The organism is Vibrio sp. JZG10, from assembly GCF_054064075.1.
This window is the reverse complement of record NZ_JBSUGE010000016.1, coordinates 14157-33620: the sequence shown is the minus strand read 5'-3', so window position 1 is coordinate 33620 and position 19464 is coordinate 14157. Positions and strand designations below refer to the sequence as shown.

Genomic DNA, 19464 nt, shown 5'->3' with positions numbered 1-19464 from the left:
ATAAATGGAATGAGATAGAACGATGAAAAAGTTAATTAACCAAGTCGATGATGTTGTATTGCAGCAAATGGAGGGCCTGGCATTGTCCCGCCCTGAACTAAAAGCCAACTACGAACCTCGTTACATGTGGCATGAGGAAACGCCGGGGCAAGTGGCATTGGTTTCTGGTGGTGGCTGTGGTCATGAACCTTTGCACGCAGGTTTTATTGGTAAAGGTATGCTGACAGGCGCCTGCCCAGGAGAGGTATTTACTTCACCTACGCCAGATCAAATGTACGAATGTGGTAACCAAGTGAATACTGGTGAAGGCGTGTTGTTTATCATTAAAAACTACACCGGCGACGTGTTGAACTTTGAAACGGCCGTGGAGCTCCTTCATACCGATGGCATTAAAGTTGGGTCGGTGTTGGTGGATGACGATGTTGCAGTCAAAGACAGCCTGTATACCGCTGGTCGCCGTGGCGTCGCTGGAACGGTATTGGTTGAGAAGTTAGTTGGTGCTGCCGCGAACAAAGGTTATTCGCTGGAGCAATGTGAAGCACTGGCTCGTCGCGTTAATAATCACTGTCGCTCATTTGGCGTGGCGCTTAATGCTTGTGTTGTGCCAGCGGCGGGTAAACCATCTTTTGTTCTGGAAGATGATGAAGTGGAGTTTGGTGTTGGTATCCATGGTGAACCAGGTATCAAGCGAGTGAAGTACACCGACGTCGATACGTTAGTGGATGAAATGTTTGCTGAAGTTGCTGAAAACACACCTTATCAGCGCACTTTGCGTATTTGGAATCGTGACGAAGGTGAATGGGATGAAGTGGAATCCAGCATTGAGCCTTTCGCCTCTGAACACGACTACATTGTGATGGTGAATGGTATGGGTGGTACGCCAACTTCAGAGCTTTACGGGGTGTACCGCCGTCTTGCTCATAACTGCGAGCAAGCGGGGTTCCGTATCGTGCGTAATATGGTTGGTAACTTCTGTACGTCACTCGATATGGAAGGCGTTTCAATTACGTTGCTGAAAGCAGATAAAGAGATGTTGGAGCTGTTTGATGCTCCTGTCGATACGGCCGCGATCAAGTGGTAACAGGGGGGAGCAAACATGCAAATTGAAAAACAACATATCGTTCACTGGTTAGAGCTATGTGCAAAAACGTATCAAGAAAATCAAGATTTTCTGACCGACCTTGATCGTGATATTGGTGACGCAGACCATGGTCTCAATATGAACCGAGGCTTTAAAAAAGTTGCTGAAAAACTGCCGCAATTTGCGGACCAAAATATCGGCAGCATTCTCAAGAATACGGGCATGACCTTGCTTTCTAGTGTCGGTGGGGCAAGTGGCCCGCTTTATGGCACGCTGTTTATTCGCACGGCTGCCGCTGTCGGAACTCGAGAGCAATTAACGTTTGAAGAGTTGGTGGATGCACTAAAAAGCGGTGTGGATGGCGTGGTGTCTCGTGGTAAAGCGGAGCTGGGTGATAAAACCATGTGTGATGTTTGGTTACCCGTTTTAGTTAGCGTGAAGGCGTCGTTAGAAAATGGCATGAGCGCTGACCATTTATTGAATGAAATGGTTGAGCTAGCAGAAACGAATGCGGTTGCCACGATTGAAATGTTGGCGAAAAAAGGGCGAGCAAGTTATTTAGGTGAACGCAGTATTGGTCATCAAGACCCTGGCGCAACCTCTTCTTTGTTAATGATTAAAGCGCTACAGCAGGCAATAGCAGGTAATTAAGATGGTGGGAATTGTTGTTGTATCTCATAGTCGTCGCCTTGCTGAAGGGGTGGCCGAACTTGCCACCCAAATGACGCAAGGCAAAGCCAAGCTTGCGATTGCCGCGGGGATTGATGATCCAGAGAACCCGATCGGAACCGATGCCATAGCCGTGATGGAAGCGATTGAGCAGGTACAAGATCAACAAGGGGTTGTTGTATTGATGGATCTTGGCAGCGCGTTGCTTAGCACGGAAATGGCTCTGGATCTGATTGATGATCATGTGAGGGAAAATGTCACCCTTATCTCGGCCCCCATTGTTGAAGGGACCATGGCGGCGTCGGTGGCTGCTGCCGCCGGACTACCTTTATCGACGGTAGTCGAAGAGGCACAGAATGCGTTAAGCGTAAAACGAGAGCACCTTGGCGATCAGCCACTAACATCCGCTGAGATAGCGCCAGTATTAGAGAACTTTGAACACGAGCGGACATTTGATTGGGTAGTGCAAAATCCGCATGGATTACATGCTCGTCCCGCAGCGGCCATTGTTGGTGCACTCGCGCCTTTTGACTGCCAATTATGGTTGAAAAAAGGCGAGCGCCGTGTGAACGCGAAAAGCTTAAACAGCATTGCGAAACTTGGCGTTCGTAGTCAAGAGACGATCACCTTATGCGCACACGGACCTCAATCTAGTGAAGCAATTAAGGCATTTGAAGCCTTAGCTCATGAGCACTTCGGAGAAAAAGAGGCGGTTGAGCAAGGCATTGTCGAACCTGAAGAAAGCTCGGATACTTTGCTCGATGACATGGCCCCAAGTCAGATTGAAGGTGCTGTTGTTGGTATTCGAGTCAATGACGGTATCGCTACTGCTCCTGCTGTCCTTTTTACTCATGAAATGCCAGCTGTGCCTGAACGTGATTTCCAAAGTGAACAAGATGAAATTGAACGGGTTAAGCGTGCGATAGGCGTGGTTGTTCAACATTTGCAGGAGCAAGCGAAGCAGCTGAAAGGGGAAATATTTTCCGCTCATAGCATGATGCTCAGTGACCCAGAATTATGGGCATCGGTCGAGTCGCGAATTCAAACGGGCATGATAGCCGAGCAAGCTTGGGTAGAATCACTGCAAACGTTGGCCGAAGAGTTTCGCCAGGCAGAAAGTCAGTACATGCGGGAACGCGAAGCTGATGTGCATGATATCGCACGCCAAGTTATGGTTGAAATGACAGGCGTAACGCCTAATGCCATCGACATTCAGGAACCGAGTATTTTGTTGGCCCGTGACCTGATGCCTTCTGATGTGGCCGGGCTTGATAAATCGAAAGTGCTTGGTATCTGTTTGAGTGAAGGAGGGAAAACCTCTCACAGTGCGATTCTTGCTCGTGCGATGGGGATTCCTGCCATCGTTAAAGCTCAGGGCTGTCTTGATGCTGTGCGTGCTGGTCAAGTGGTGACTATTGATGGCTTCCGAGGGCATTTATGGTTCTCTCCTTCAGATGCCATACAAAAGGAATTAGAAGCGCAACAAATTGAGTGGCAAAGCACCCGACAAAGTGCACTAGCGAGTGCTCAGCAAGCCGCAGTCACCTGTGATGGTGTCCATATTCCAGTATTCGCCAATATTGGTGGACCGAAAGATATTGATGATGCACTAACATCAGGAGCAGAGGGCGTTGGTCTATTCCGGACTGAGTTTCTATTTCAAAATAGTGATGAGTTGCCGACTGAGGAAGCGCAATACCAAGTGTATCGTGATATTGCCGCCGCACTTGGCGATAAGCCACTTACGATTCGTAGTCTAGATGTTGGCGGTGATAAGCCTTTAGTCGCTTACCCTATGCCAGCGGAAGATAATCCATTTTTAGGTCTGAGAGGGGTGCGGTTGTGCCTTCAACATGAGTCATTGTTTACCGCCCAACTTCGAGCCATTCTGAGAGCCTTTCACGAGCAACCGAATATTCAATTGATGATACCGATGGTGGCTCAGGTTGAAGAAGTGAGAAAAGTAAAAGCGCTGTTGGCACATCAAGCAACCCAACTCGGCTTGGATGCGACTCATTTGCCTGTTGGTATTATGATTGAGGTACCCGCCGCGGTATTAAATGCAGATGCGTTAGCCCAAGAAGTCGACTTTTTCTCTATTGGCACCAATGATTTGACTCAATATGTTATGGCAGCTGATCGAGGCAACGCCGCCGTTGCCGAATTGGTGAACTACTTTGAACCATCGGTACTAAAAGCCATTGAACTCACTTGTGCAGCAGGCGATCGCGCGGGCATACCGGTCAGTATGTGCGGTGAGATGGCTGGTGATCCAAATGCCACAGAAACATTGCTTCGTGTGGGGTTACGAAAATTCAGCGCCAGTGCGAGTCTACTACCGGGACTAAAAGCGCAGATTCGTCAGTTGTCTGTTGATGTTTAATCGATACCTTATCGTTAGTACATCTATACCGGCGTGCTTACGCCGGTTTTACTTTTGTTATAGGAACGCCACTTCTTGGCTTAATACAGCTTCATTTGCTCCTGCAGCCCAAACTTATTAATTTTTCTCCATAAGGTCGTGCGGCCAATTTGCAATGCTTTCGCCATATCATGCATTTTGCCATCACACTGATTCCAAGCCTGAACGATAGCTCTTCTCTCGGCTTCTTCTAACGTGATTACTGGCGTATTTTCTGCGGTATGGCGGGAATTCAGTTTAATGTCTTCTGGAATATCGTTCAGCTTGATTAAGTTCGAACTGCGGTTAAGCAAAATTCGCTCAGTTCGGTTTCTTAATTCGGAGTTATTGCCTGACCAACGAAAATTCATCAACGCTTCCAGTGCGACAGGCTCTATCGAGATCGTCACATTGTGGCGGCGCTCATAATGGCTGATAAGCTGCTGGACGAGAAATTCAATATCTTCTTTACGCTTTCGTAGTGGTGGAATATGCAGCTCGTTCGAGGAGATTTCATAATAAAGTTGCCGACCAAATGAGCGCTGAGTGACATACTCGCTGATCTCTGAAGAGGTGCTGGTAATAAGTTGAAAGTCTACGGGGATCAATCGCAAACTGTCGCTGCGGCTGACGAGCCCAGTTTTTAACAACTTAAGTAGCACGGCTTGTAAATCGGGCGACAGATATTCCACCTTTTCTAGAAAGAGCGTACCGCCATGGGCGAGTTCAAACTTAGAAGGCATGCCTTGTCCTTCGTCGTAGCCTAGGGTTTCTTTGACCAGTTGCTCTGTATTGATAGAGCGACAGTTGAGCGTAATGAACGGCCCTTCTTTGTAGGTGCTTTCATTATGAATCGCCATGGCGAGAGTAGCTTTTCCTACGCCTTCTTCACCCGTAATTAGAATCGGTGATTTGGACTTTATGGCCCGCTTTGCCACGGTAATGACGTGCTTCATTTTTCGTGAAATGACAGGCAAAGTGCTGAATGTATAGCGCGCACTGCCACCTATTTGTTGTTGAGCAAGTTCGCGAATTTTATCGATAGGGTGCAAGAACAATAAGTGTGTGCCGTCGTTGAGTGGACGCAAGGTAATGATCGCTTCAACAAACTCTCCACGAACTTCTACCGTTGTGAGCTTGCGGTTGATGCTTGCACCCGACTCAATACTATTGAGGACATTCGGCGGGAAACGTAAAACAGAAAAGACTTCTTTATCCAAGACCTGACTGGCTTCGATGTTTAACAAGCGCTCTGATTGATGATTTACCATGGTGATACGGCTTTCTTCATCCCAGGCCAGAAGGCCGTCATCCATGCATTCTAACGTTGCGTTGTGCGCACAAGTGAGGCGGTTAATGTTTTCTTGTTCCGACTGAATATGGATTTGCAAACTGACTTCTTTCGCGCTCGACGCGATGATGACCAAGTTTTCTTTCTTATAGCTCTCTGCTTTTTTGAGAAGGCATGTTGTGCCGCGTAACTTGCCAAATTGGTCGAAAACAGGCGCTGCTACAGAGGCATAAGAATGTAAGTGGCGATTGAAATGTTCTGCTGCGAAAACTTCACATGGGATGTGAGTGTTGATACAGAGATTGACTGCATTTGTGCCAATTTTCCCTTCAGACAGAAAGCAGCCTTGTTTAATACCGAGTGCTTGCATCTCTTGTCGCATAGAGTCGTGCCCGACGGTGGAGAGAATACAGCCGTTGCCATCAGTCACCATCAATAGCAGGTCTTCGTCTCCTAGCATGTCGTAAGTGTCTTCAAGTACGGTCGTGGCGCATTCGATGAGGTGCTCGTTGCGTTTCATCAGAGATGAGAAGGTAAAGCCAGAGGCAATATGTGGTTTTGACCAGGTATAAGGGCTGCATTGCTTTATGCAACGCTCCCACGACTCAAGTACGGAAGTGCGGGAAAATTCTGGAGATACCCAATGGTGTTTCTGGAAAAACGCCCATTTGGTTTTAGTGTCTTCGATTGAAAGCATGCCATACCGTTTCAATGCCAGCGATAGATTGGTCTGATATTACAGAGACATACGAATATGGACTGTGATGGCTTTCACGCACGTTATACAGAAAGGATACGCAAAGAAAAGAGGCTAGTAGAGAAGGCGTTCCTTGCCGGAGGTTGGGTTAAAAAGGGCTGTCCTTGCCCAGTTCATTGCAAATTTCGACAATCGCGAGTGACAGGCCGGACTTAATGATTTGTTGTTGGCGCTGAAGCTGGAGTTGGTAAAACTCAAGATCGATGTCGTCATCGGGTTCGTTGACTTCCAATTGCACCATGCCCATTTTCTTCACCAGATGCAGTTTTTTGATCGGTTCTAGGATATTCGGGTCAGTGAACTCGTAGTCCGATGCATCGCTGTTCAGTTGGTTTTTCAGCTTAATGATGTCTTCGATATCGTGGTAGATGTCGTCGGGCAATACACCTAGACCAAACAATAACTTCAAACGAACCGATAAGTCGCCAAGTGGTCCTGAATCTTGCAGTAATGGGCCGACGACCGATTGCACAGCAAAGTTATCTTTACGGAAGATTCTTTGGATGAGTCCGTCGATGGATTCGTTAAAAACATCGACGGTCGCAATAAAGAAGCCACGTACCGATGGTGCGCTGTTGAGTCGTTCAATGATCTCGGTTTCGTTGATGTTATCTGCCATATACTGATTAGTTGTTTCATTATTATATTAAGGGGAGCAGAGCTCCCCCTGAGTCAATCAAAGCTGGTTGTAAAGCGACTCGATTTGAGCCACTTCAACACTGTCTTCAGCCAGACCTGTGTATTTCGCTAGCGTTTTTGTCACGCCAACCTCTTTTAATGAGGTCTGTAGCTCAACCGCTTGCGGATCGGTGTCGTTGGTGTATTTCAACGCCGCCGCGATCCCTTTCAAAAGTGTTTGATTTTCAGTGCCATACTCGATTGTACCGAGTAATGGCTTCACTAATCTATCATTTGCACCCAATTTACGAATTGGTTGTCGTCCAACGCGATCCACTTCATCCACTAAATATGGGTTGGCGAAGCGACCTAAAATCTTTTCGATGTAGGCATTGTGCATGTCGCGGTCGAAGCCGTAACGTTTGATCAGCACTTCACCACTTTCGTGCATTGCTTGTTTTACTTCGGCATGAATGCTTGGGTCTTCAATTGCTTCACGAATGGTACGGTGCCCTTTCAAACAACCTAAATAAGCGGTAATGCAGTGACCTGTGTTTAGGGTGAACAGCTTACGTTCGACAAAGGCCATTAGGTTGTTGGTCTTTTCCATGCCTGAGATGTCAGGGATTTCGCCCTTGAATTGCTGTTCATCCACAATCCATTCACTAAAGCTTTCTACCGTGACTTCTAGTGGGTCATCGTTGGCAGCTTCTGCTGGTGGCACGATGCGATCGACTGCTGAATCAACAAAGCCAACCAACTCGTCTGCCTTTGTGTGCAGCGATTCATCCAGATGTTTGTATACTTCGCCTTTTAGGTGTGTGGTACCACGCACCATATTTTCACAGGCGATGATGTTAAGTGGCGCGTCATTACCAGCTTCAAAACGTTTGGCGATACCTTTCGCGATGGTTTTCGCGATGATATCTAATACGTTTGGACCGACCGCTGTGGTAACCAAATCGGTTTTGACGATGCGATCAATCACGTCATCACTGGCTGAGTTTACCGCTGTGACGTGGGTAACAGTGTCGATTTGGCACTCGGTGCCCACGACTTTCACTTTGTATTCTTGTTTGTGGCTGAGCTGGTCTACCAACGGCGCATCAACGTCAGCGAAAGTGACCTCGACTTCTGCGTCTGCTAAGAGTTTACCGATGAAACCACGACCGATGTTACCTGCACCAAAATGAACTGCGTTTTTCATAATTCTTACCTACCAATATCTGAAAATGTTGACTTACGAAACTAGGGTGAGGCCAACCGCATAGGGGGTGACAGCTGACCTCATTTGCCTCAGGAGCAAATTAAAGGAGTAATTAAGCCGCTTGTTGACCGCCAAGGATGTTAAGAATTTCTTCTACATCGTTGGTGCTGGTTAGCTTCTCAATTGCTTCCGGCTCATCGAGCGCGTTCGTTATGGTGGTGATTACCTGGATGTGCTCATCGTTCTTAGCGGCAATGCCGATAACCAGTTTCGCGACATCGTCGTCATCTTCAGTAAATTGGATACCCGATGGGTATTGGCAGATTACAATGCCAGTTTTCTTCACGCGGTCTTTTGCTTCTACGGTGCCATGAGGAACCGCGATAGACTCGCCAAGGTAAGTTGGAACCAACGCTTCACGCTCAAACATCGCGTCTACGTATTCTGGTTCTGCGTAGCCAAGTTCAACCAATTTGTTGCCTGCAAAGCGAATGGCTTCTTCTTTGTTGGCTGCTTTCAAACCTAGGTGAATGTTCTCACGCTGGATTTGGAATACCGATGGCTGCTGTGGCTCAAAGCTGTCGTCGTTCGCCGCCATGACTGACACTTTCACCATTTGGTCGTCATTGGCTGCGGATTGGTTTTGTGCCGCCAGTAATTTGGTGACTAGCTGGTTGTACATTTCACTGTCTAGGAAGTTAGTCAATGAAATGTGGTTTGCGTTTGGAGCATGCTTACGTGCACGATCCGTTAAGTCTTTATGAGTAATCACGATATCTGCACTCTCTGGTAAGCTGTTAATGGCAAGGTTGGTTACGTGGATGTTCAGACCTGCGTCTTGAACCTTTTTGCGTAGCATGCTCGCGCCCATTGCACTCGAGCCCATGCCCGCATCACAAGCGACAATAATGCTTTGTACTGTCGCTAGGTCTACGTCACCTTTGCTTTGGCTGTTTACCACCGCATCGTTTTTAGATGCAGATTTCATGTCTTTCATTTGTGATGTTGCTTTCTCTAGTGCTGCTTCATCACCGTCTTCTTCTGTTGACGTTTGTGTCTTCATTAGCAGTGCTGCTACGGCGAATGACACGCCTGTTGCCGCTGCGATAGACGCTAGTACACCAACGATTGAACCTTTCTGAGTCATCAACAAGATTGCAAAGATTGAACCTGGTGATGCTGGAGAAACGATACCTGCGTTAAACAAAGTTAGAACAAATACGCCAGTCATACCGCCTGCGATAGCCGCAAGGATTAGGCGAGGGTTCATTAGGATGTATGGGAAGTAAATCTCGTGGATACCGCCGAAGAAATGGATGATTGATGCACCACCTGCAGTTTGACGAGCCGTACCTTTACCAAACACCATGTAAGCCAGCAGGATACCCAAGCCCGGACCTGGGTTCGCTTCGATCAAGAAGAAGATCGATTGACCAGTTTCAGACGCTTGCTGAATACCCAGTGGAGAGAAGATGCCGTGGTTGATCGCGTTGTTTAGGAACAGGATCTTCGCTGGCTCAACAAAAATAGAAGTCAGTGGCAGAAGGTGCGCTGAAACAAGGAAGTTTACGCCTGCTGCCAATGCGCCTGAAAGCACTTTGACAAATGGACCGATAAGGAAGAAAGCCAAAATGGCGCACAGCATACCAATGATGCCCGCAGAGAAGTTGTTCACCAACATCTCGAAGCCGCTTTTTACTTTACCGTCGATGTAGTTATCGAATTTTTTGATTGCCCAGCCGCCCATTGGGCCGACCATCATTGCACCCATAAACATTGGGATGTCGGTACCGACAATCACACCCATGGTAGTGATTGCACCAACGACCGCGCCGCGATCGCCGCCCACTAATTTACCACCGGTGTAACCGATCAGTAGTGGCAGCAAGTAAGTGATCATAGGACCAACCATGGAAGCTAACGTCTCATTTGGTAGCCATCCGGTTGGGATAAATAGAGCAGTGATAAAGCCCCACGCGATAAACGCGCCGATGTTAGGCATTACCATGTTTGACAGAAAACGACCAAAATTTTGTATCTTGATCTTGGCATCTGGTGATATCATAACAATTCCCCGTTCGATGTTCTGATGAATATGTTGTCGTAAAACGGTTCGCCAAAACCGCTTGTTTGATTGCTTAGTACCCAATCAATTTACCACACATTTTCCAATTGGAACTGACGACGGGTTTTTCGTGATCAACCCCCGCATTTCTTCGGATGAAAAGCATTTTTTAAGTGATGATGATCAATTAATTGATATGTAACTTAATAACAAAAAATGACTTTCAAATCTGTCAATAAAAATATTAGTGATCAATTCGATCTTCTGACAAATATAAAATAAAAATTCATTGTGATTAAGATCACCTTTAATTTCTTTTTCAATTCAAATTAAATACTCGAAATGATCAATGTCACATTTTGTTTGAAGTCAGGTTTGATTGAAAATGTGATCTATGACCATTTTGAAGTTTTGTGAAAGTTTATAACGTGAACGTTTGTGCGATGTTGGCGTTTTGTGGATTAAAGCTTGAGATGACTGGCCTTTTTGCGATGAGTTTAACTAAACACTTTGTTTTTAATGTCTTATGGGTAAATAACGCATCACGCTGCTCGCGTTGTGTTGTTTAGAGCGATTTTGAACAGCGCGATACCTCCTACGTTTGTAGACGACGGTTAATTATTCAGAGCTAAATACTCGCGCGCGTTTTCACTGCCCATGTAACGTGCAAGCGTTTTCTCAGGCACATCGCGTAAATCCACCATAATCAATCCATCCAGTGCGTTGTTAAACGCCGGATCGACGTTAAAACACACCAACTTACCATTCAAACTCAAATATTGGCGCAGTAATACCGGAACGCCTTTGCCTTCGTCAATCCGAGCGATCACGCGAGATAGCAACTGTAAATCTCCCAATGCGGTTAGCATGCTGGTATTCCAGTTTAAGTTGGTTTCTGGCAGTGGATTTGACGGAGTGACGTATTCGGCGCAGTCGTTGTCGTAGTGGTGTAGGGTCATCGATTGTGCCAATAATTGACGCGCGGTATGGCTGTAATCGTTGCTGATGCTCACTGGGCCAAACAAGTGCGTGTATTCGGGATGTTGATGGACAAAAGTAGCTATGCCTTTCCAGAGTAAGAGTAGGGCACTCATGCTTTTTTGATATTGCTCGGCAATCACAGAACGACCCATTTCAATCGACTTGCCCATTTGATCGAGAAAGCCTTGGTCATAGTTGAACAAGGTGCGCGAATACAATCCCTCGACGCCATATTTCGCCAATAATTGATCAACTAATCCAAGACGGTAAGCACCTACCATGCATTGGTTCTCACGATCCCACACAAATAGGTGCAGGTAATCATGATCGAAATGATCGATGTCTATCGCTTGTCCCGTTCCTTCGCCAACTTGACGGAAATTATGTTCTCGCAAGCGGCCAATTTCATGCAGGAGAGATGGGATCTGCTGCGCGCTGGCGCAATATACGTCGAACTCGCCACTTTGAAGCAATTGGGTTTCTGACGGTAAGCTGTGCAGCTCTTCAAGCAATTGGCCTATGGGTAACCCTGCCGCAATAGGTAAGAGAGCATTGTCTGAGACCGTTTGCTGAGTGGCACTTACATCGCGGTTAAGCAGGTAGGTGTTAAGCCTCAGATAATTGACGATCTGATCATCATTGAGGTTATTGAGTTCTTTAAACTTGATTGCTTGCCCAAAGGACAACTCAATGGTTTTTGCGCTCTTGTTGAGCAGCTCTCTTCCTAACATCAAGGTGCGTAAAAGAGGGTGGATTTTACCTGCCATGTAGAAGCGTTTTGAGTTCTGCCCACGAATGAAGACGGGAACAGTGACTGCTTTGTTCTTACGAATTAATGCACTGACACTGCGGCTCCATTCTTTGTCTTCTAAACGCTGTTGTTTGGCATCCACCAACTTTGACACTTCACCCGCAGGGAAAACCAATAACAAGCCGCCATTCGCAAGGTGTTTGTTGGCTGCTCTAAGTGCCTTCATGTTCGACTTGACCGCATCTTTGCCCACGAATACGTCGACACCAATAAAAAGTTGGTCGAGCTCTGGCACGGTTTTTAGGTACTGATTCGCTAAAATTTGGATATCGTCTCGTACCATCAATAGTAGCTCGGCGAGAATCACGCCTTCAACACAACCGAGAGGGTGATTCGCCACAATGACGGTTGCGCCTTGCTTTGGCACTGCGTCGAGCGAACCATGGGCAATGCGATAGTCGATCCCCAAAATATCCAGCGTAAATCGCAAGAAAGTTTTGATATCCGCATTCACGGGGCGTTGGGCGTAGAATTTATCGAGCTGACTTAAACCCGTTGCCCATTCTGCAACGTTTTCACCAATGCCGAACGGCGTTTTACGAGGGAGACGAAAAGGGGTTGAACTATCCATATTTACCTCAGCATACAAGTGGCTGATCGGATAGTAGAAATTACAGATGACAGTTCAGAGGCAAATCCATGAGCCTTTGGTGACAAACTGGTGAAGCTTTGTTGACCAAAGGCGAGGGGATAGGGACGTATTAGCGTTACGTTTTGTCGCCAGCAAACATCAGGATACTCAGAGAGTTGAGCGTTTCACCGAGACTTTCTAGTGAGCTCAAGGCCTGTTTGGTCGGCTCATTGTCTAGAAGAATACGACCATCAAAGCGTTTCCCTTCGCATTGATCTTCATCGCACATACCCGCTTGGGGGGGGCTTGTGTTGAGTTGTCATCCATTACTAAGTCGTCAGTACTCAAACAAGCCGTTGAGACAAATAATCCGCTCAGAACTACCAGCCATTTTATTTTCAACATAATCTTAAAACTCACAATAAAACACCGTTCAATTGTAATTTATTCTATTCACCATTTCGAACGACATGACAAAAACTTGGCTTTAGGTCGCCATTTTCTGGCCATAGTTGAGCTATGTTATCGATACGACGAATTGTTACTTTTGGCGAAATTAGGAGGATGAATGGAGAAGATTTCCAATAAAGCGTCAATATGGCTCGGGCTGTGTCTGATAATTGGTTTAGGAGTATTGGGCTTTTTTATTCAGCAAACAGCAGTCAAATACAAAGCCTATGAGCGAGTGGTAACGGTGAAGGGATTGTCTGAACGAGAGTACTCTGCCGATACAGTGATCTGGCCAATTCAGTTCACCTTAGCGAGTAATGATATGGGGGCTATGTTTGATGACATCGATCAGCAAACGCGTTTGATTCTGGATTTCTTAAGTGCTAAAGGGCTCCCTGAAACGAGCGTTTCCCTTTCTTCTCCTGCTGTCATTGACCGAAAAGCACAGCAATACGGGAGTGAGCAAGATATCGAGTTTCGTTATTTAGCCTCGCGGACGGTTACGGTTTATAGTCAAAGTGTCGATGTGGTTCGAGCGGCAATTAATGAGATTGGTGAGCTAGGAAAACAAGGTGTACTGCTGAATCAGGACCCGTACGCGAACCGCATTGAGTACAGCTTTACTAAGCTAAATGATGTAAAGCCAGACATGATCGAAGAGGCGACGAAAAACGCCCGCGAAGTGGCGCAAAAGTTTGCGAAAGACTCACAGAGTTCATTGGGTAAGATCAAACGTGCCACGCAAGGGCAGTTCTCGATTTATGACCGAGATAGCAACACGCCTTACATTAAGAAAGTACGAGTGGTCTCAACCGTTCAGTATTACTTATCGGATTAAAATAATAGTCAAAAAGCCGCTCATCGTGTGAGCGGCTTTCGATAAGACGAGAGCTATAGGATAGGATTGATATCTTGCTCTGTATGCTCACCTTCGACCACATCAACAGGTGTATAATGTTGATAAATCAGGAAGCCATCTTCTGATGTTTCATGGTTATCTGGTGTGTCAACATACGCGGTACAGGTGTACCCAATACTGTAGGTGCCTGGGCCAATGTAACCAAACTCGTAGCTGTAGGTTGTATTACCTTCTTCGTCTTGCGATTCATTTACGTTAGCTACTGCAACTGGCGCTTGGAGTGGTTCCATCGCGCCCATATCGCCCATGGTTGAGCGATCCATCGAACCTGCGTAAAGATAGACTGAGTGAACGGCAGGAACGTCATTTATTGCATTTGATGCTGCACTGTCTGCTTCACACGCTTGATACTGAATTTCACTGACTTCACCACCGATATGACCTGATTCTGATGCGTTTACTAAGCTTACCGCATTAGAGTTCATGTTCATGTAATCTTTGCCCGTTGGATCTGCCAGACCTTTACGCAAATCAAACTCGACAACATAGCTATTATGACCAGTATGAACTTTTACATACTGACCTTTTTGTGAAAACTTCAAGCGACCTTGATCGCTCGTATCTGGTTTAAAACCAAAACAGCTGCCTCGGCTAGGCACAACTAAGCCTTTGATGTTGCCGTCTGTCTTCTCTACGTATGACAGCGTTGTATCGTTTAATTGTTTGCCGTCTTTAGCGTACACACACATAGCATAATCACCAGGAGCGATGTCTTGCTCGCTAATGATCGTTTTAGCGTTACTTCCCTGATATTCCATTAGATCAACTTGGTGTAGTGTTCCATTGTCACTAACATCTAACAGAATATGTTCTCCAGTCTGTTCGCCAGTTTCTGGGTCAAATGGTACAAGGACAACATCTTTAAACGCTAAGACGACTTTGTTGGCATCGTCGACAGGCGCATCGGAAACGCTGAGAGAAAAAGTGGCTGCTTCTGTATCGGATGAAGAGTCGTCGCTACCGCAGCCCGTCAATAAAAGACCACCTGAGATAGCAAGTAAAGGATAAGTATATTTTTTCATTATGACCTCTTGTTTACACTGCTGATAAATGTAAAAGGCTAGTCTCAAAGTCGAGAAATGATGTCATTGTATTGTGATAGAGAGGTCAATCTTCAATGGTGCTATATACAAGTCCTTTTTTATAAAACTAAGTTCTTAACTGTGATGAGGGGAGTTTGATAATAGTCAAGCTGGCTTCTTTCTTATGAGCGTAAGTTAGTATGACTTATTGCTAGAAGGAATTAGTATCATGGCATACAAGCATTTTATTAGAGAACTACTGGGTTTAGCGATTGTTGTCTCTGTCGTCTTTGGCGTATTAGGCGTGATGTTAGAGCTCTTTGCACTGACGGCACTTTGGGAGCATCAGCAAACGATAGCCGATGTTTTCTTCCATGAATCTCTCTACTTCATCGTATTTTTAATTCCACCATATTTCCTCTGGAAGTTGATTAACCGTCCTGAATTGGTTTCTGCTGACCAAGCTTATTTGGCAATGAAGTTAAAGGCTGAAAGTCGACAATGAGTCGATTTAGTGAGTAATGAAAAGAAGAGGCTATGAGAAAACATTAGCCTCTTTTCTATCTGATTCGTGGGCAAAGTATTCGTTGCTTTATTGATTAAAAAGCTGCTTCTATTGTGCCTTTGAACGTACGATCGAGATAATCACGAATTGCTTGAGATTGGTAAATAGAAACGAATTTTTTATACGCTTCATTATTTTTGTCTGCGTCACGAGTAGCGATGACCATGACGGCCAGCGGTGCGTCTTTTGCTTCAAGATAGATACTTTGTTTCTTCGGGTCTAAACCAGAAGACATTACGTAGTTCATTGTGATCGCAGCCGCGTCTACATCATCCAATGTTCGTGGTAACTGGGCGGCATCTACCTCGACAAATTCAAACGACTTTGCATTTTTTGTAATATCAGTTAGGGCGGCTTTGTGGCCAACACCTTGTTTAAGCTCAATTAAACCTGCATCGGCGAGTAGCAATAGGCCACGACCACCATTAGTTGGATCGTTTGGAATTGCTATGCGTGCATTGCTTGGAAGCTCTTGTAATGAGCGATACTTGTTAGAATAAAGCCCCATGCGCATCAGAATGGATTGACCAATCGACACTAATTGGGCGTCATGACTATTGTTGAAGTTGTCTAAAAATGGTTGGTGCTGATAGCTGTTAATGTCGATGCTACCATCGCTAAGCGCGGCATTGGGTGTCACGTAATCAGAAAACTCGATGACTTCTACATTCAAGCCTTGCTTCGCTGCTTCCTTCGCTACTGCTTCAACTACTTGAGCATGAGGCCCTACGGTTGCTCCCACTTTTATGATAGAGCCATCTTTTTCTCCACAAGCACTTAAGCCAACTACTGCCGTGAGAACCAAAGCTAGTTTCTTTAGGTGACGAATACTTTTCATTGTAGCTCCATTTTTGTTTTAGACGTCCATACGTTTACATGTCCATCCTATCAGAAGTCGAAAAAGGGTCAATGGTTTAAATCATGAGTGGACATTTTGTTTCAATTGCTACAAAAATTGTGCATGATGTTTTGAGTCTTAACTTTTGACCAAACTGAGTGGAAGGTCAAAAAATGTTACTGACGGGAAGTGTAGAGCCTCGAGAAGCAGCATTAGGCGTAGATACTATTACTCATTAGATAGTTGCTGCAGAGCTGAGATTTTCGAATGTCATGTCACCAACGCAGAAGTTCTCCTTAACTTGTTTAAGTAACCTAACAAGTGAAATTACACCGACTCATCAATGGAATCTAAACCTGTTAGATCCTCTGAAAAACCAACACCTGTCAGCTTATGTTCGGTCACTAATTCTCGAAATATGTCTGTACAGAATAGGTTTACGGGGCCTTCCTCTAGTGACTTGAAGATATATTTATCTTGAGTATCTTCTTCGTCGAAAGCTAGTGTCTCGAATCCTATCAATTCACCGTATTCAACTTTGGGAATCGTTAACTGTTTGTTCTCTCTTGCGAATGTCAGTGCTGTATAGAAATACCAAGTTTCACTACCTACATTTATTGGTAAAAACTCTCCATATGTCGACAACTTGTTATGTAAGTAATTGAATGCTTTGGGTGAAAATATGAGGAATGTATTACACCAAATACTTATATCTGGGGTTTCCGAATCTTTCTTGAGAACATCTGCAAACTCCGAATTAACCTTACCCCATATCGGTTGGAGTGATGAATTGTGCGAAGGTTGATGAAGTATGTCTCTTACAAGCTCAAAGTCACCTAATTGTTCAGCTAGGTCACTAGGCAATAATGAAAGAGTTTTAAACTTAGTAGGATCTTCTGTGATTCTATAAACGGTCATGAGCCATTCCAACTTACATCTTTTTTCTGAGTAATCTTTGAAGGGTATTCTCCATCCTTCAAGCTCATTTTAATCCTATTTAATCGAGCTATTACCATCTGTTTTGTCATACCACCAGTCACAAATATTCTTGCGATCCAGCTCTCATAGTTAAATCGATGTATTGAACGGTGTGCCGGTGATTTTGGGTCAACCCAATTCAAATCTTTGCTCTTTTTGAAGTTAATCATCCAGCCCCATTTCTTGGATCATTTATACCTATTTGGTGCATGTGCAGCTCAAGTCGAGCTCCCTGAATTGCTGCTTGTTTGAACCGAACTTTACCTGGAATAATGTGGTGAGCTTCGTGATTGGTAGTAGGTTTTGGTTCTGCTGCGGTTAGGTTTCTAGCGAGTTTTTGTGTTGGCTTATGTTCTTCTTACCCAATTCTCGACATCGTGTTTGAGGCGAAAAGTTTTGGATGTAGTCGGCCAGCCTGTTTTTCTAATAACAGCTTTCCATGTGCCTGAAGGGGTTTTAACTAAGGTTGCCATAAAAGTACTCCCGAATACTCACTGTACTGATTTTGTACCTCGGGACGTATAGAAAGGCAAGATTCAAAAGAGGATAAGCGGTAAGTGCTTGATTTGAATGGTGGCCCCTCGCAGACTTGAACTGCGGACCAATCGATTATGAGTCCTACCAGGTTCATTTTTACGAGTATGCAATGCTTGGTAATTTCTATTAAATTCAAATGTTTATCCGTTTGTCTTTGTTGCGTTAGTTTGCATTGATTTTCATGTCACTTTTCTCTTGTCTGACCCATTACCTGACCTAGCTTTGCTTAGGCAGGAAATCTGTCAATATCATTTTTGGCTGCTTTTAGGTTATGTCTATTGGCCTAGAAAGTTAACTTCGCCAAAAAAGACAAGAGAAAATCAGAATGTTAACTGTTACTAAAATTCAATCCGCGACCAGTAGTAAAAATTCCTATTATCTCTGGGATCAATCAGGTCAACGAGGTACAGGGCGTTTGGGAGTTAAAATTTTCACTAGTGGGAAAAAGCAGTTCGTGTTTCGCTACTACCAGCAACAGAAAGAAAAATTTATCTCAATCGGTTTATTCAGTACACGTGCTGGCAGTATGACTCTTACAGAAGCTCGCGAGAAAGCCCAGGTCTTCTCACAACTGTTGCTCGGCGGAAAAGATCCTAAATTGCATCTTGAACAACAAGAGAGCGAGCAGAAAAAAATTGATGCAGAGAGTAAAAGCTTAGGAACCATTGATGAGCTATTTCATAGCTATACGGAGCGCATGAAAATAGATGGAAAGAGAACGTATGAAGACGTGCGAAATGCGCTGGTACGAGAATTCTATCCATATATAGACAGAAACACCAAAGCGTGTGATGTAACGACTGATGATATTAAATACGTTATTAGTAAGATGATCCAGCGCGGAGCTATCACCCAAAGTAACCGAGTACGTAGCTATGTGATGGCGGCGTTTAACCATGGGATGCGCTTTGATAACGATCCTCGCTATTTCTCTTTAGAGTCGAAATTTGGCATAAAATACAATCCAGTAGCACCAATTCCTAAGCAAAAAGACGGAGAGCGCATTGGTGAAAGGTTCTTAGAATGGCGAGAGTTACGGCGTCTGCTAAAAGATCTTCGTGAAAACTATGATCTTGTACCCATCGGACAAGATTTGAGGCACTTACTTCAACTGTGCATCTATCTAGGGGGGCAACGACCGTATGAGGTGATTACACTTGAATGGTGGAATGTTGATTGGGAAGAAAGATTTGTCTGCATTACCAAAGAACGTTCCAAGAACAAAAAAGATCATATCGTACCGTTGAACGGATTGGCTTTTGAAATACTTCAGAAACAATATGAGCTTTCTGGTGGTGGACGATATGTTTTTCCAAATCCTAAAGATGCAGAAGAACCCATGAGGACTAGCTCAATTTGTCGTGCAGTGACTCGTTATCGCGATGCCGTGGGGTTCGATAAGTTTGTGCCTAAGGATTTGCGTCGAACGTGTAAAACTTTGATGGGGGCATGCCGAATCAGCAAAGAAGTCAGGGATCGTATTCAAAATCACGCGTTACAAGATGTGAGTACACGTCACTATGATCGCTATGACTATTTTGACGATAAGTTAGGTGGGCTTGAAATTTGGAGCAGTAAATTGAAAGAGTTGATTGGGTATGTTCCACCAGCGTTGTCAGTTGTACCTTCCGCTGAAACGTTACCTTTTCCAGACATTAAAAGTACTCAGTCGCTAAGAGCTAATCTTAAATAAAGATTGTTTT

At 45.0% G+C, this 19464-nt stretch carries 15 protein-coding genes and 1 pseudogene; 6 read left to right on the top strand and 10 right to left on the bottom strand.

The genetic code is table 11. The features are described 5' to 3' along the window. The first annotated feature begins 22 nt into the window (after window positions 1–22). The 3 genes from dhaK to ptsP are packed head-to-tail and all read left to right on the top strand — an operon-like array spanning window position 23 to window position 4133. On the top strand, window positions 23–1081 hold the full coding sequence (dhaK, locus tag ACWYVB_RS17515) for a dihydroxyacetone kinase subunit DhaK (RefSeq protein ID WP_005392233.1): 1059 nt from the start codon (window positions 23–25) through the stop codon (window positions 1079–1081). Window positions 1082–1096: 15 nt separating this feature from the next. Next, on the top strand, window positions 1097–1732 hold the full coding sequence (gene dhaL, locus ACWYVB_RS17510; protein ID WP_005379705.1) for a dihydroxyacetone kinase subunit DhaL: 636 nt from the start codon (window positions 1097–1099) through the stop codon (window positions 1730–1732). Window position 1733: 1 nt separating this feature from the next. Continuing rightward, window positions 1734–4133: a phosphoenolpyruvate--protein phosphotransferase gene (gene ptsP, locus ACWYVB_RS17505; RefSeq protein WP_203346681.1), complete on the top strand. Its 2400-nt coding sequence runs from the start codon at window positions 1734–1736 to the stop codon at window positions 4131–4133. An 80-nt stretch (window positions 4134–4213) separates the two neighbouring features. On the opposite strand, the gene dhaR is transcribed toward ptsP, so the two are convergent. The 6 genes from dhaR to ACWYVB_RS17475 form a co-directional block, all read right to left on the bottom strand. Further along, window positions 4214–6139, bottom strand: coding sequence for a dihydroxyacetone kinase operon transcriptional regulator DhaR (gene dhaR, locus ACWYVB_RS17500; protein WP_203346680.1), 1926 nt, complete (start codon window positions 6137–6139; stop codon window positions 4214–4216). Window positions 6140–6287: 148 nt separating this feature from the next. Beyond that, a complete protein-coding gene (locus ACWYVB_RS17495) occupies window positions 6288–6818 on the bottom strand; it encodes an MltR family transcriptional regulator (RefSeq protein WP_005392227.1) in 531 nt (176 codons plus the stop codon). A 57-nt stretch (window positions 6819–6875) separates the two neighbouring features. Further along, window positions 6876–8024 (bottom strand): mannitol-1-phosphate 5-dehydrogenase, encoded by a 1149-nt coding sequence (locus tag ACWYVB_RS17490; protein WP_005392225.1) that lies wholly within the window; start codon window positions 8022–8024, stop codon window positions 6876–6878. 112 nt (window positions 8025–8136) lie between these two features. Next, the gene (locus tag ACWYVB_RS17485; RefSeq protein WP_457529582.1) at window positions 8137–10089 is read right to left on the bottom strand and encodes a PTS mannitol transporter subunit IICBA; all 1953 of its coding nucleotides are present in this window, start codon (window positions 10087–10089) and stop codon (window positions 8137–8139) included. Between the two features lie 614 nt (window positions 10090–10703). Beyond that, a complete protein-coding gene (locus ACWYVB_RS17480; RefSeq protein WP_457529580.1) occupies window positions 10704–12452 on the bottom strand; it encodes a lysophospholipid acyltransferase family protein in 1749 nt (582 codons plus the stop codon). Window positions 12453–12588: 136 nt separating this feature from the next. Next, entirely contained in the window at window positions 12589–12741 is a 153-nt protein-coding gene (locus ACWYVB_RS17475) for a hypothetical protein (RefSeq protein ID WP_457529578.1), read from the bottom strand. A gap of 279 nt (window positions 12742–13020) precedes the next feature. Here ACWYVB_RS17475 and ACWYVB_RS17470 point away from each other — a divergent pair, with 279 nt between their 5' ends. After that, window positions 13021–13740, top strand: a complete 720-nt coding sequence (locus tag ACWYVB_RS17470; protein ID WP_005392213.1) for an SIMPL domain-containing protein — start codon at window positions 13021–13023, stop codon at window positions 13738–13740. 53 nt (window positions 13741–13793) lie between these two features. On the opposite strand, the gene ACWYVB_RS17465 is transcribed toward ACWYVB_RS17470, so the two are convergent. Next, entirely contained in the window at window positions 13794–14843 is a 1050-nt protein-coding gene (locus ACWYVB_RS17465) for a DUF4382 domain-containing protein (protein WP_005392211.1), read from the bottom strand. A 229-nt stretch (window positions 14844–15072) separates the two neighbouring features. Between ACWYVB_RS17465 and ACWYVB_RS17460 the strand changes: the two genes are divergently transcribed. After that, window positions 15073–15348, top strand: a complete 276-nt coding sequence (locus tag ACWYVB_RS17460) for a hypothetical protein (RefSeq protein WP_005392208.1) — start codon at window positions 15073–15075, stop codon at window positions 15346–15348. Between the two features lie 94 nt (window positions 15349–15442). Here ACWYVB_RS17460 and ACWYVB_RS17455 read toward each other — a convergent pair whose 3' ends face one another. The 3 genes and pseudogenes from ACWYVB_RS17455 to ACWYVB_RS17445 form a co-directional block, all read right to left on the bottom strand. Next, a complete protein-coding gene (locus ACWYVB_RS17455) occupies window positions 15443–16246 on the bottom strand; it encodes a MetQ/NlpA family ABC transporter substrate-binding protein (RefSeq protein WP_005392206.1) in 804 nt (267 codons plus the stop codon). A gap of 327 nt (window positions 16247–16573) precedes the next feature. Then, window positions 16574–17164, bottom strand: a complete 591-nt coding sequence (locus tag ACWYVB_RS17450; RefSeq protein ID WP_005392203.1) for a hypothetical protein — start codon at window positions 17162–17164, stop codon at window positions 16574–16576. Between the two features lie 226 nt (window positions 17165–17390). Continuing rightward, window positions 17391–17537, bottom strand: a pseudogene (locus ACWYVB_RS17445) (AHH domain-containing protein); the annotation flags it as partial. Window positions 17538–18086: 549 nt separating this feature from the next. Here ACWYVB_RS17445 and ACWYVB_RS17440 point away from each other — a divergent pair. Next, on the top strand, window positions 18087–19454 hold the full coding sequence (locus ACWYVB_RS17440; RefSeq protein WP_005392199.1) for a tyrosine-type recombinase/integrase: 1368 nt from the start codon (window positions 18087–18089) through the stop codon (window positions 19452–19454). Window positions 19455–19464 lie beyond the last annotated feature (10 nt).